Below are 13,460 nucleotides of genomic sequence, written 5' to 3' on the forward strand. Positions count from 1 at the left end.
GTCTTAATAAGGAGGATATACGACTTGAAAAATGTAATAGAAAATCGTCTTAATTGCGCAGAGGTACCTGCTGAACTAACATGGGATTTATCCGATTTGTATAATTCTGATGCCGAATAGCATACTGCATTAAACGCATTGGAAAATGATATACAGAAACTTGATTCATTTAAAGGACATTTACATACTAGCTCCCACAATTTATTAAATTGCCTACTTTTAGAAGAAGAACTTTTAATGACGTTAACAAAACTGTACTCATATGCAAATTTAAAAGAATCTACTGATCGTACAAATCCAAGTATTCAAGCGAACTCTTCCAAAATTTCTGCTTTATGGACGAAAGTACATACTGCACTATCCTTTATTCATAATGAAATCCTCATATTCGGCGAAGGAACAATTGAAAAATATTTAACTGAAGAAACAAAACTTGAACCTTTCCGTAAATCGTTACTAGAAATACTACAAAAAAGGCAGCACACACTGCATCCACTGCAGTAGCTCAAATGATTAAAGAGGAAGGACAACCTGCTATTGATCGCTGGTGGTACAATGAAACATGCCGGAGTAGATATGTCAAAACCAGACGCAATCCGTAAAGCTGTTTCTTACGTTGGTTCATTAATTGATAAATTAGAGCATTCTTATCAAGTATAAAAAATAAGCCCTCGCTTTATGAGGGCTTATTTCATATTTACTTCCCAAACCGTTTGCGATATCCACATTTCCTGCAAAGTTCTTCAACCGCAACTCTTTTCGAAAATCCATCGACAATGTTTGTTGCTCTTTCACCTTCGATAATGTTAGAAAATGAATCATTATTAATATTCCCAAGGTTAATAATCCCTTCACCATCTAAACAACAAGGAATAACTGTTCCATTCGCTAAAATACCCGCTTGATTACGAAGTCCATGACAGAATCCTTTCCCATCATCCTCTTCTTCATGTAATGCTGGCCACTGGAATTCATAGTCTTGATTAATAAAGACACGTTCTGCAATTTTTATACCTTTTCCTGGTGTAAGCTTCTCTTCAATTTGATAAGATAGATCAAATTCATTTTCAATTATAGATAATAACTCTCTATTTTTCTGGATTTCAGCATTCGTTTTATTATCCTGAGTTAAATTCCATAACCTTAACGATACAATTAAATCTGATTGACTTGTCGCTTCCCTAATGAAGGAAAGTATACTCCTTACATAGCCCTCTTTATCTTGCGAACCTGGATGTCCATCAAAACTATGCAGTGAAAAATTCATTTGTCTTAACGCAGGCTTATTTAACAGCCTATGTCTTCTCTTATTAATTAACGTTCCGTTCGTTGTAATATTAACTTTAAACCCTTTTTCATGACTTAAGTCTAATAGTTGATCTATTTTCGGGTGGAGCAACGGCTCACCCTTCACGTGCAAATAAATGTAGTCTGTGTGAGGTTTAATTTGGTCTAATCTTTTAGCAAAATCCTCCACAGAAATGAATTGCTTCTGCCTTTCCGTCGGCGGACAAAAGCTACACGCAAGATTACATACACTCGTAATCTCCAAGTAAAACTTCTTAAACTTCTTCACCTTTAATTCCTCACTTCTCTAACTACTTATACTTTTTCCTCTTCATATTACAGCATATTTTTATGGAAATAGAAACATACTTATTTTAGGAAATCTACATACCATCTAATAATATTTAAAAGACCATCGGTAATTTTTGTCCAATGGTCTTTTTATCCTTTTATATGCAAAGAATAAATTTATTTATGATACGGTTCATCGTAACTATTCTAAATAAGGTTATTTTTTATTATTTTCATAATTAAATTTAACAAAAAAGGTAGTGCCTTCCGATCCTGTTTGAATTTCTATTTTTGCATTATGGCGGGCAGCAATGGCATAACATACACCTAACCCCAATCCAGTTCCATTATCTTTGGTCGTGTAAAACGGCGTACCCAGTTTCTCTAATACTTCAGGCCTGATACCTTTTCCTTGATCCCGCACTGCAAGCACCACACAATTTTGACCTTCCTTGTAAGTGCTAATGGTTAGAACTTTCCCTGTATTCATCGCTTCTAAGCCATTACGATATAGATTCATTAATAATTGCCGTATTTCATTACGATTTAAAAGTAATTCTGGAATGTCATTTGTATCGACTTGAATATATTTATTTTGATTGTACGTATCAATCTTTATTAAAGGAATAATATCGCGGATAATTGAATTTAAATCTAACATCTGCAAATCCGATTTCCTTGTATTACCCATTGAGAGAAATTCAGTAATAATAGAATTGGCACGGTTAAGTTCTTCAATCATTAAATGAAAGTACTTATTATGTTTCTCATAGGTATTCTCTTCTTTTAATAACTGTAAAAATCCTAGTACTGTTGTCATTGGATTTCTAATTTCATGGCTGATACCTGCTGCCATTTGCCCTATTAAATCTATGTTGGATAATCTTTTCAATTCCTGTTCATATTTCTTTTTTTCCGTTATGTTTTTAAAAATACAACAAATACCATCATCATACGGGTATGCAATAACTTCGTGCCAATATTCATCTGCAGTAGAAAGAAATTCGAAATGAACTGTAGTTCGCTCTGACATCGCACGATGAAATTCCTTATACATAACTGTGTCGATTTCACTCGGGAAAACATCCCATATATTCTTTCCTAATACATCTTTTGCTGTTTTTCTTTTCGGAAAATATTGGTGCTTATTTACGTACGTAAATTCCCATTTATTATTTAAAATAAAAAATCCATCCGTAATACATTCAATCACACTTGTAACTTTTTCATTAGCAGCAGCTAGCTCTCTCGTTCGCTCTTCCACTATGCTTTCTAGTTGATCCATATATGACAAATTCGAAAACGTAGGGGCTGTGGCATCAACGATAGATTTTGCTAGTTGAAGTTGAGAATGATCATAATTGTGAGCTTTTCCTTCTTTGCCAACGACGATTACCCCTAATACTTCTCCAATTGAAACCAATGGAATCATCAATAGACCCTTACTATCTATATTTTTTGTTTGAATAACTTCTTGAATCTTGGCTTCATAGCTTTTCTCTGTCCAATCCGCTTCTGTCCAATGACAACCCTTACTTAATTTCGTTGTTTTAATTGTTGTTTTATCTAGCGGATCTAGAAGATGGGCAGTCATATTTTTACTCTCTAAAATCTGTTCTAGGTAAAAAAAGCATTTATCAAAACTCTCCTGTGTCGAGGAACACATTGATAAATCACGTGTAACATTTAGTAACAGCTGCTTCTCAGCAATAAGGTTTTCCTTTTGTTTTAAATTATTTGTGTTTTGAATTGCAACCGCAGCCATATTTACATAAGCTTCAACACTTTGAATTTCTGAATCTGTTAAGTTCATCGGAATTCCATAATCAAATAAAAAAACTAGACCAAATAACTCTTGCCCAAATGAGATAGGCAAAGCTAATAAGGACTTAATTTTGAATGCATTAACCGGTCTCGGATCTGGTCGATGATCCTTTGAGGTATCAGGAATATAGATGGTTTTTTTCGTTTCAATAACCTCTTTTGCCAGTAAGTCTATTTCAGGATCAATTACTTGAGTATCGAGCGTTACGCCATTTATAGTCTCTGGTTTTCCTGCAAACCCTCTAAATGTTCCATCTTCCTGGGGTAAATAAATTCCAACAGCATCGCACCTAACAATTTCCTCTGATATCGCCATTGTCACACGCTGCAATACGTCACGTAGTTCTAATTTCGTATTTATTATTTTTGTTATATTTGCGAGTCTAGAATATCTCGTCTGATCACTTACCATTCACATAGCCTCCAATTATAGGCATAATAAAATAAATATGATAATATCAGTGTTTTACATAGAATACATTACTTATGATACGGTTCTCCACGATTAATCCGAAACGCTCTATACACTTGCTCAAGCAACACTAATCGCATTAATTGGTGTGGTAATGTCATCTTTGAAAAAGAAAGTGATTCATTTGAACGCTTCATCACTTCTGAGCTTAGTCCAAGTGATCCACCAATTACAAATGCGACTTTACTCTTTCCGTATGTAGCAAGGCGATCTAGACTTACCGCAAATTCTTCTGATGACTTTTGCTTTCCTTCTATAGCTAATGCAATCACATGCGTGTCATCAGAAATTTTATCGAGTATACGTATACCTTCTTTTTCCTTTACAATTAACATTTCTGCTTCACTTAAATTTTCTGGCGCCTTTTCATCAGGTAATTCAATTACTTCTACTTTTGCGTATGCAGATAATCGTTTTAAGTATTCTGCTATACCTTGTTTCAAATATTTTTCTTTTAATTTCCCAATTGAAATAATCGAGATATTCACACGTATCCTCCACCTTACAAACATGTTATCCACAAAACTTATCCACATATCCACAAACACTACCCACATATTGTGTGAGAATCTGTGTTCGATACAACATATGTCGCCTCATTTTGACAAAATTCACATGTTTTTTTCTCTTTTCCTGAGTTATCCACATTGTTGATAACTGGTGCAACTTCACACTCATCCACAATAATATCTAACGCTAATTCAACATGTTCTAAACAACAAGGTAAATTCATTTTCTACACCTCACTTTTCTACAATAGAAAACAGGAGGTAGGCCCTCCTGTTTTTAATACTTTTGAATGCCTAATTTCACTGTTGTTGTTACTCTTTTTGTACCACGATAAAACGTAAGAGTCATTTTATCATTAATTTCCTTATCATATAAGGCCGTACGGAATCCAATAATATCGCGAATCGGTTTTCCATCTACTGCCACAATAACATCATGTTCTCTTAAACCAGCATCCGCACCTGGCGAAGGACTTTTCACATCCAAAATACAAACGCCCTCTGTTACAGTACCTGGTAAATGTAATGTTTTTGACCAATAATAGTTTGGGATTTCATTTAATGACCTAAGTTCAATCCCAACATACGGTCTTCTTACTTTTCCATACTTCTCAAGTTCATTCATAATCGGAACAGCTCTAGTCACCGGAATAGCAAGGCCGATTCCTTCTACTTCTTTTGCAGCAATTTTCATTGAATTAATACCAATTAATTGTCCTGCTGCATTTACAAGCGCACCACCACTATTCCCCGGATTAATCGCTGCATCTGTTTGTAACACTTCTACTTGCCAATCATAATGTCCATCTTGATCTAAATCTACAGGGACAATACGTTCATTAGCTGAAATAATACCTTGTGTAACTGTTCCAGAAAATTGCAGTCCAAGTGGGTTTCCAATCGCAATAACTGGTTCTCCTCTGCGAACAGTATTAGAATCGCCAATTTCAATTATTTTTTTCACATGCTTTGCATCTATTTCTAATACAGCTAAATCTGTGACTACATCGGTTCCTAATACTTTTCCAGGAACCTTCTTACCATCACTTAGACTTACTTCAATACGATTCGCTCCAGCTACAACATGATTATTCGTTACAATATAAGCTTGACCATCTGTCTTTTTATAAATTACTCCTGATCCTGTACCGGCCTCTGAATCTGCCTCTGAAAAATTATCTCGTTGAATGTTAATAACACCCACAACAGCTTCAGATGCACGATCAACGGCATCTACAAAGCTAATCTGTTTAATCCCTTGAGCTTCAGCCATATTACTTCCGCTTGCTTCAGCTTGCGGAAGCGTATCAGCAGAATTCGAAAATAAAGGCGCTCCAAACGCAAATAAAGAAGCTCCTACAATTGTTCCCGCTATACTCGAAAGAACTATACCTTTGTGCTTCTTTTTTCCTGCACGTTTCATACGATAACTTTCTTCATCAATAAAGGACATATTTGTTCACCTATCTTCCTGAAAACAACTATATTCACCTTTATTGTTTACTAAAATGAAGAATTATACGTATTGAATTTTTGTAGGCATTTTTGGATCTGTATCGTGAATTTCAAAGGATTCACCCACTCCAAATCCTTTTTCCTCTAGTACTTGTGATACTGACATACGCGCTAGTTCTTTCATGTTATTATCTAAGCTTAAATGGGCTAAATAAATATGCTTTGTCTCATCTGTAATTACATCTGCCATCGCTAATGCAGCATCCTCATTACAAACATGCCCAACGTCACTTAAGATACGTCGTTTAATGCTCCATGGATAACGTCCCATACGAAGCATTTCTACATCATGATTACTTTCAAATACAAAAGCATTAGCTCCCTTAATAACGCCCTTCATACGGTCACTTACGTATCCCGTATCTGTAATAAGCGCTAATTTCCTATTATTGTTATGGAAAGCATAAAACATCGGTTCTGCCGCATCATGAGAAACTCCAAATGACTCGACTTCAATATCACCAAATGTTTTCACATCACCAACTGAGAAAATAAACTTTTGTTCAGTTGGGATATTTCCTATTAAATGTTCCATTGCATTCCATGTTTTCTCATTCGCATAAACAGGTAAATCATATTTACGTGCCAATACACCTAATCCTTTAATATGATCACTATGCTCATGCGTTACAAGAATACCTGATACATCATTTATATTTAGTTCTGCTTGTTTAAATAAAGCCTCTGTTGCTTTACCACTTAAACCTGCGTCGACTAGTAATTTTTTTTCATCGGTTCCTACGTATAGCATATTTCCTGTACTTCCACTTGCAAGTACGCTAAAATGCAACCCCATTCTTTCTCACTCCAGTATGTTCATCAACCACTTGATTTTCCTTTTCTCCTAATTCCATAACTTGTCCTTCAATTGCATTCACAAAGAAGTCCTGCTTCTGCTCCGTTTTTAAATTCCACGTTGGAGCAAGTACTTGGTTATTAGAAGTAGATGCGGTAAGAGTGGCATAACCAATTTGTGCTTCTTTAACATGCGTATTTCCATGAATTTTATTTTTTAAATACAAATTTTCTAAAGCTGTTTGAGCCGTAATAATTTCTTGCTCTTTCGTTTTTTCACCTTCGCCCATTTCTTTTAAATCAGTTAGCATTGTCTGCGTATATGAAACAAGTTCATTTTTTTCATTTAATTCCACAACAATCATCGCCTGATTATTATAGAAAATAGGCTTATCTTTATATTTTTGGAAGAAATAAATTTTAGAGTCTTTCACCGCTCCAAATTCATACTTTTGTCCATCCAATACATAGTTCTTCAAAAATTCATTATACTTATCTTTTGATAATGATTTCGTATTTAAAAAAGGCTCTTTTAGCTTACTTTCTATCTTGTACATATTTTGTATATGCACCGTTTGATTTTTCAAAGACTGTATATCTTCTTCTTTAAAGGCTTTATTTTCCGCTCTAATAAATGACTCTTTTTTCGGTTCTTTAGGGATATTTCCCATCGTAATTTTATTTGCTTTTAATTCTTGATCTATCTTTGTTTCTGCAATAAGCTCCAATTGATTACTATCTTGCTTTTGAATGAATTGGAAAATGAGAAAGAGGTCCAAAACAAAAAAGGTCACAATAAATATGGTTTTAATCCGATCCCAATCCATTTAGTCCTCCCTCACTCCACTCATAGATTTTCTGTTTACCTGTTTCATCTTCAACAAGCTTTACATACCAAATTGGTTGTAGTCGAACCACTTGCCCATCTAGTGATAACTTGTATCCAATGCCAATATCCTTAATTACTTGTTTCTTTATCTCTGGATTATTTTCTAGGGATGCTATTACAACATGCCCTGACGGAAGAGTAACCTTCTGTTCTATACCTTTAGTATTTAAAGACAGCAATGGTCTTTCATATTCCATTACTTCTTCTGATCCCCATACTTGTCTTAATTCCGCTAATCCATCTGCATTGAATACTGGATATCCATCTTCATTTAAGCGAAATACTGTCTCTCCTTTATTCATATAGTCCAAACGATATGAATCCAAACTCCCACTGTGACCACTTACAAATTCAAAGCTTTTTTGTAAAAGCATTAAATTATCTATCGTTTTCTCAGTTAAGACAGAAGAGTTTTTATACTTTAGCATGTGACGATCGTTTTCAATTTCCATGGATCTAATACCATCTGTAAATGTTTCTTTCGACATCTCGGTAATCGGACTTAAATAACGAGGATCACTAAACAGAGTATTCTTAAACGTATCAACTGCTAAATTAGATGAAATATATGTTATATTGCTTAACTCTGTCGTTCCATCTGGTAAAAATAATTTTTTCATATCATTAAGTTGATAATCAAAATAAGGTTTTGCTGATACTATAAATTGATTTTGGGCATTTACAATATCTTTTAAATACAAGCCACTTAATTTTGCCTCGTATATTTTAAAGTTATCACCATCAGAAACAAAGTTAATTTTAATTTCTTGATCCTTACTTCTAGAAGGATCAAGGAGAATACGATTAAAATGTTTAGGCTTATCTGTACTTTTCTCTTTCATGTTGAACATGGATTTAACTGCATCAAATGGGATATCGGTAGGGAAAACAAGTTCAACTTTCCCTTCACCATGCACATATGAAAGGAAATCCCCCTTAGTGATTGATATCTCTCTAAAACCATGTAGTTCCCCTACTTCTAGAGGCTTATAGATTGATTCTATATCTGCCTCTCTTCTGCTCCCATAATGATTTTTATCTTTATGCACGATGATAGAAGTAGGACGGACAACATCGGAAATTTTAGTTTGGTTCATTCCTTCATTCCCCTGTACAAATTTCGCGTTTTGCATGGATGTAGAATCTGGCACATACGTCCATAGATTAAAAGTAAGAAATAGGCTAATTACAACTAGGTTAATTAAAACTATTGTTTTAAAGTTTTCCATACTCATTCCCAATCGTCCTCTTCATCTGCTGCCATTGGTAACGTGAAATAAATAGTTGTCCCTTTTCCTTCTTCACTCTTCGCCCAAATAGAGCCACCATGTGCCTCAATCATTTCTTTTGCAATTGCTAATCCAAGTCCCGTACCACCCATTTGTCTTGAACGAGCTTTATCTACGCGATAAAAACGTTCAAAGATTTTATCAACGTTTTCTTTTGGAATACCCATTCCTTGGTCACTTACACTAATTTCTAATAAATCACCGCGATCACGTAAACGATATGTTACTGTTCCACCTTCTGGTGAATACTTTAATGCGTTAGAAATAATGTTATACAGCACTTGAGTAATTTTGTCAGTATCCATATCAATAAATCTAGATTTCTTAGAGAAAGATCGTTTGAAACTTACATTTTGCTCTTTAGACATTTCAAAGCGATCAATAATATTATTAAAGAAATCAGTAAAGTCGACCCATTCTTTCATTAAACGATGCTCTGTACTATCCAGTTTAGATAGCTGTAACAACGCATTTACAAGTCTAATCATTCTTTCTGTTTCTTCTTGTGTAACCGTTAAAAATTGTGGTGCAATATTTGGATCCTGCCATGCTCCATCTGTAAGTGCCTCTAAATAACTGCGCATCGTCGTTAATGGCGTCCTTAATTCATGAGAGACATTTGCCACAAACTCACGGCGTTCCCGTTCTATACGTTCCTGCTCTGTTACATCATATAGTACAGCAATTAAGCCGTTTGCCTTCCCTGTTTCTTTTTGAATAACAGAGAAACTAGCACGTAAAATATATGGTTCGTTTCTCGTACTAAAATCTAATAAAACAGAATCTGGCTCTTCATATAAATGATCGAGCGTAAATTCTTCCTGTATCCCTAATACCTCTAAAACAGATTGATCGAGCGCTGTTTCACGAGAAACATTTAACATCTTTTCCGCAGGGTCATTTAGTAAAATAATATCCCCTTTTCGATCAGTAGCAATTACTCCATCTGTCATATGTGATAAAACAGATGATAATTTACGCCTTTCACTTTCTGTAGAAGAACGAGCTTGTTGTAATTTTTTCGATAAATTATTGAAGGATAATGCCAGTTGTCCAATTTCATCATGGCTATGCACTTTTACTTTTCTGGAATAATTTCCTTTTGCCATTTCGATTGCTTGTCTCCGCATATCTGAAATTGGTCTTGTAATTGTTTGAGCCAATAAAATCCCAAGTACGGCCGTTACTAATAAAGCAATTACTGTTCCCGTAGCAAAAATTTGATTTATATCCTTCATTTGTTTATATACATCTTCCATAGATGCCACAATGTAAATAACACCAAGCGCATCCTTACCGTTATCATCTAGAATCGGAGTAAGCATAACTTGAACACGATGACCTGTACTACCATCCTTCTCAATTTTCACTTCCGGCTTTTTTTGTACTAATACTCGCTGAACAGCTATATCAGTTGATGTTCGATTCACCTTATTCTGCTTTGATTCATCTGAAATAGCCAGTAACTTTCTGTGCGAATCAAATACGCTTACCTCTTGTATAACTTTCTTCTGATCAGAGGCAAATTTTCGAATTGAAGTTTTAATCGTTTCATCTGTTGACTCTGTTTCTGCTTTTGTATAACTTTTTTTAAACTCTTGCTTCAAATTATATGATAATAAGTTTGTTTGCTGCGTTAAAGAATCCCTAAAACCTTGTACTAAGCTCTTCTCTAATTCCCTTACGAAATATACTCCAATAACTTGCATCGCTATTAATATTAATAGCATATATATAAGCACAAATTTTAAATGAATAGATTGAAAAAAACCAACTTTCTTCATATACTATTCCTGCTCTGGGTCACGCAAGTAATACCCTACTCCACGTCTAGTTACAATTAAAGTAGGATGGCTTGGATTATCTTCAATTTTTTCACGCAAACGACGTACTGTAACGTCTACTGTGCGCACATCTCCAAAATAGTCATAACCCCAAACTGTTTGTAATAAATGTTCGCGTGTCATAACTTGTCCTAAATGTTTCGCTAAATAATGTAGCAACTCAAATTCACGATGTGTAAGCTCGATATTTTCCTCGCGCTTCGTTACACTATATGCATTTGGATTAATCACAATTGGTCCAATAACCATTTCTGTATTTTCTTCTTTTTCCGCAGCACCACCTTGTTGATGGCGGCGTAAATTCGCCTTCACACGAGCAAGTAATTCCCTTGTACTAAATGGCTTCGTTACATAATCATCTGCCCCAAGCTCAAGCCCTAATACTTTATCAATCTCAGAGTCCTTTGCTGTAAGCATAATAATCGGCATTTCTGAGCTTTTACGTATTTCACGGCAAACCTCTAAGCCGTCTTTACCTGGTAGCATAATATCTAATAAAACCATATCTGGTTGCTCTTCATTAGCCTTTTCAATTGCTTCATCACCATCATGTGCCATTACTATTTCAAAACCTTCTTTTTCTAAGTTAAACTTCAAAATATCTGCAATCGGCTTTTCATCATCAACTACTAAAATTTTCTTTCCCATCATCGTCTATTTCCTCCTTATAAAAATATGGTCAATAATCCCTAAACATATTGATGTTTACATAGTATGTCCTATATGACCGCATCCTTTGTTTAAGTATTTTCTCCTCTATTCTCATAGACTCATGTATGATCCACTTTTACACGGCATCTTATACGATCTATAGAAAAACCTCTAGCTTCAACTGCTAGAGGCTCCTCGTTCTATTTTAAAATAACTACTCAGTTTTGTAAAATTACATAAATAAAAAGGATATTAAGTGGGCCCACTTAATATCCTGAGAGTGGCTCGGGACGGAATCGAACCGCCGACACGAGGATTTTCAGTCCTCTGCTCTACCGACTGAGCTACCGAGCCAAAACTATATATAAAACCACTAATGGTGGTATAAACAAAAGTGGCGGTCCCGACCGGGGTCGAACCGGCGATCTCCTGCGTGACAGGCAGGCATGTTAACCACTACACCACGGGACCAAAAATAAGCAAAAAAAAACATGACCCGTACGGGATTCGAACCCGTGTTACCGCCGTGAAAGGGCGGTGTCTTAACCACTTGACCAACGGGCCACGAAAAATAAAATGGTGAGCCATGAAGGACTCGAACCTTCGACCCTCTGATTAAAAGTCAGATGCTCTACCAACTGAGCTAATGGCTCATACTCACCAACGTCATATTTTCGTGACGACAAGATGTATCATAACATGTATTCTGTATTTATTGCAATACTTTTTTCGTTTTTTTATAAAAGAATAAGAAAAAACTCATGCGGACATGAGTTTTTTCTAAACACTATTAATTAAGCTTCGTATACGTTACGAACAATATTTGTTTGGTTACGATCTGGTCCAACTGAGAACATAGATATTTGAATTCCTGTTAACTCAGAAACACGTTCTACGTATTTTCGTGCATTTTCAGGAAGTTCATCTAATGATTTTACACCAGTAATATCTTCTTCCCAACCTGGAAGCTCTTCATATACAGGCTCACATTTTGCTAAAATGTTTAAGTTAGCTGGAACTTCATCAATAACTTCACCATTGTATTTGTAAGCAACACAAATTTTAAGAGTTGGAATACCTGTTAAAACGTCGATAGAATTTAATGATAGATCCGTTAAACCACTAACACGACGTGCATGTCTTACAACAACGCTATCGAACCAACCTACGCGGCGTGGACGACCAGTTGTCGTTCCATACTCGCGACCAACTTCACGAATTTGATGACCAATTTCATCATGAAGCTCAGTAGGGAATGGACCATCACCAACGCGGCTTGTATATGCTTTACATACACCTACAACGCGAGTAACTTTCGCAGGACCAACTCCAGTTCCAACTGTTACACCACCAGCAATTGGGTTAGAAGATGTAACGAACGGGTACGTACCGTGGTCAATATCAAGCATAACACCTTGCGCACCTTCAAATAATACACGGTGATTATTATCTAATGCATCATTTAATACAACAGACGTATCACATACATATTGCGCGATTTGTTGCCCGTACTCGAAGTACTCTTCGAAAATTTCTTCTACAGTGAAACCTTCTGTATCGTACATTTTTTCAAATAAACGATTTTTTTCTACTAAATTGCGCTCAAGCTTCTCTTTAAATGCTTCACGGTCTAAAAGATCAGCCATACGAATACCAATACGAGCAGCTTTATCCATATATGCAGGACCGATACCTTTTTTCGTTGTACCGATTTTGTTATCACCTTTACTTGCTTCTTCTAACTCATCTTGCTTTAAGTGGTAAGGTAAAATAACATGTGCACGGTTACTTACACGTAAATTATCAGTACTTACACCACGATCGTGTAAGTATTTTAACTCTTCAAGTAATGCTTTTGGATCTACTACTAATCCGTTTCCGATTACACAAATTTTCTCTTTATAGAAAATACCAGATGGAATTAAGTGTAATTTATATTTAACTCCGCCGAAAACAATTGTATGTCCCGCGTTATTTCCACCTTGATATCTTGCAACTACTTCCGCATGCTCAGAAAGAAAATCAGTGATTTTACCTTTTCCTTCATCGCCCCATTGTGTTCCTACAACTACTACTGAAGACATTATTAAAGCA

Annotated in this window: 12 protein-coding genes, 4 tRNA genes and 1 pseudogene; 2 read left to right on the forward strand and 15 right to left on the reverse strand. The window is 35.4% G+C overall.

Translation table 11 applies throughout. The features are described 5' to 3' along the window. Nucleotides 1–24: 24 nt before the first annotated feature. Nucleotides 25–495: pseudogene (locus ABWK52_RS06835) on the forward strand (oligoendopeptidase F); the annotation flags it as partial. A gap of 60 nt (nucleotides 496–555) precedes the next feature. Beyond that, nucleotides 556–660 carry an oligoendopeptidase F gene (locus tag ABWK52_RS06840; protein ID WP_009327392.1) on the forward strand — a complete coding sequence of 35 codons (105 nt, stop codon included), beginning with the start codon at nucleotides 556–558 and terminating at the stop codon, nucleotides 658–660. A gap of 37 nt (nucleotides 661–697) precedes the next feature. Here ABWK52_RS06840 and ABWK52_RS06845 read toward each other — a convergent pair whose 3' ends face one another. The 15 genes from ABWK52_RS06845 to ABWK52_RS06915 form a co-directional block, all read right to left on the reverse strand. Continuing rightward, complete coding sequence (locus ABWK52_RS06845) at nucleotides 698–1,576, reverse strand: radical SAM/SPASM domain-containing protein (RefSeq protein WP_000713633.1); 879 nt, start codon at nucleotides 1,574–1,576, stop codon at nucleotides 698–700. A 219-nt stretch (nucleotides 1,577–1,795) separates the two neighbouring features. After that, nucleotides 1,796–3,814 (reverse strand): GAF domain-containing sensor histidine kinase, encoded by a 2,019-nt coding sequence (locus ABWK52_RS06850; RefSeq protein ID WP_098507842.1) that lies wholly within the window; start codon nucleotides 3,812–3,814, stop codon nucleotides 1,796–1,798. Between the two features lie 68 nt (nucleotides 3,815–3,882). Further along, nucleotides 3,883–4,362, reverse strand: coding sequence for a 23S rRNA (pseudouridine(1915)-N(3))-methyltransferase RlmH (gene rlmH / locus ABWK52_RS06855; RefSeq protein ID WP_001027003.1), 480 nt, complete (start codon nucleotides 4,360–4,362; stop codon nucleotides 3,883–3,885). Between the two features lie 59 nt (nucleotides 4,363–4,421). Next, a complete protein-coding gene (locus ABWK52_RS06860) occupies nucleotides 4,422–4,607 on the reverse strand; it encodes a CxxH/CxxC protein (protein WP_001052831.1) in 186 nt (61 codons plus the stop codon). A gap of 53 nt (nucleotides 4,608–4,660) precedes the next feature. Continuing rightward, nucleotides 4,661–5,836: a S1C family serine protease gene (locus ABWK52_RS06865; protein ID WP_000008042.1), complete on the reverse strand. Its 1,176-nt coding sequence runs from the start codon at nucleotides 5,834–5,836 to the stop codon at nucleotides 4,661–4,663. Nucleotides 5,837–5,899: 63 nt separating this feature from the next. Then, on the reverse strand, nucleotides 5,900–6,694 hold the full coding sequence (locus tag ABWK52_RS06870) for an MBL fold metallo-hydrolase (protein WP_000522837.1): 795 nt from the start codon (nucleotides 6,692–6,694) through the stop codon (nucleotides 5,900–5,902). Further along, nucleotides 6,678–7,520 (reverse strand): two-component system regulatory protein YycI, encoded by an 843-nt coding sequence (locus ABWK52_RS06875; protein WP_000383740.1) that lies wholly within the window; start codon nucleotides 7,518–7,520, stop codon nucleotides 6,678–6,680. Before ABWK52_RS06875 ends, ABWK52_RS06870 begins: the two co-directional genes overlap by 17 nt. Next, nucleotides 7,501–8,817 carry a YycH family regulatory protein gene (locus tag ABWK52_RS06880; protein ID WP_087967116.1) on the reverse strand — a complete coding sequence of 439 codons (1,317 nt, stop codon included), beginning with the start codon at nucleotides 8,815–8,817 and terminating at the stop codon, nucleotides 7,501–7,503. Before ABWK52_RS06880 ends, ABWK52_RS06875 begins: the two co-directional genes overlap by 20 nt. Beyond that, the gene (walK, locus tag ABWK52_RS06885) at nucleotides 8,814–10,655 is read right to left on the reverse strand and encodes a cell wall metabolism sensor histidine kinase WalK (protein ID WP_000755367.1); all 1,842 of its coding nucleotides are present in this window, start codon (nucleotides 10,653–10,655) and stop codon (nucleotides 8,814–8,816) included. The genes ABWK52_RS06880 and walK overlap by 4 nt, the downstream gene beginning before the upstream one ends. A 3-nt stretch (nucleotides 10,656–10,658) precedes the next feature. After that, on the reverse strand, nucleotides 10,659–11,366 hold the full coding sequence (gene walR, locus ABWK52_RS06890; protein WP_000971865.1) for a cell wall metabolism DNA-binding response regulator WalR: 708 nt from the start codon (nucleotides 11,364–11,366) through the stop codon (nucleotides 10,659–10,661). A 281-nt stretch (nucleotides 11,367–11,647) separates the two neighbouring features. Further along, nucleotides 11,648–11,720 (reverse strand) — tRNA-Phe (locus ABWK52_RS06895). Between the two features lie 41 nt (nucleotides 11,721–11,761). Next, a tRNA-Asp gene (locus ABWK52_RS06900) sits at nucleotides 11,762–11,837 on the reverse strand. Between the two features lie 21 nt (nucleotides 11,838–11,858). After that, a tRNA-Glu gene (locus tag ABWK52_RS06905) sits at nucleotides 11,859–11,930 on the reverse strand. A 13-nt stretch (nucleotides 11,931–11,943) separates the two neighbouring features. Further along, nucleotides 11,944–12,019: transfer RNA gene (locus ABWK52_RS06910), tRNA-Lys, on the reverse strand. Nucleotides 12,020–12,160: 141 nt separating this feature from the next. Then, nucleotides 12,161–13,450 (reverse strand): adenylosuccinate synthase, encoded by a 1,290-nt coding sequence (locus ABWK52_RS06915; RefSeq protein ID WP_000100238.1) that lies wholly within the window; start codon nucleotides 13,448–13,450, stop codon nucleotides 12,161–12,163. Nucleotides 13,451–13,460: the final 10 nt, after the last annotated feature.

Origin of the sequence: Bacillus sp. AP50 (genome assembly GCF_040492675.1) — a bacterium.
Classification (GTDB): Bacteria; Bacillota; Bacilli; order Bacillales; family Bacillaceae_G; genus Bacillus_A; species Bacillus_A cereus.

Coding starts and splice junctions, on each gene's coding strand:
- ABWK52_RS06840 (WP_009327392.1), top strand. CDS start 556: ATGAAACATGCCGGAGTAGATATGTCAAAACCAGACGCAATCCGTAAA.
- ABWK52_RS06850 (WP_098507842.1), bottom strand. CDS start 3,814: ATGGTAAGTGATCAGACGAGATATTCTAGACTCGCAAATATAACAAAA.
- ABWK52_RS06860 (WP_001052831.1), bottom strand. CDS start 4,607: ATGAATTTACCTTGTTGTTTAGAACATGTTGAATTAGCGTTAGATATT.
- ABWK52_RS06865 (WP_000008042.1), bottom strand. CDS start 5,836: ATGTCCTTTATTGATGAAGAAAGTTATCGTATGAAACGTGCAGGAAAA.
- ABWK52_RS06870 (WP_000522837.1), bottom strand. CDS start 6,694: ATGGGGTTGCATTTTAGCGTACTTGCAAGTGGAAGTACAGGAAATATG.
- ABWK52_RS06875 (WP_000383740.1), bottom strand. CDS start 7,520: ATGGATTGGGATCGGATTAAAACCATATTTATTGTGACCTTTTTTGTT.
- ABWK52_RS06880 (WP_087967116.1), bottom strand. CDS start 8,817: ATGAGTATGGAAAACTTTAAAACAATAGTTTTAATTAACCTAGTTGTA.
- walK (WP_000755367.1), bottom strand. CDS start 10,655: ATGAAGAAAGTTGGTTTTTTTCAATCTATTCATTTAAAATTTGTGCTT.
- walR (WP_000971865.1), bottom strand. CDS start 11,366: ATGATGGGAAAGAAAATTTTAGTAGTTGATGATGAAAAGCCGATTGCA.
- ABWK52_RS06915 (WP_000100238.1), bottom strand. CDS start 13,450: ATGTCTTCAGTAGTAGTTGTAGGAACACAATGGGGCGATGAAGGAAAA.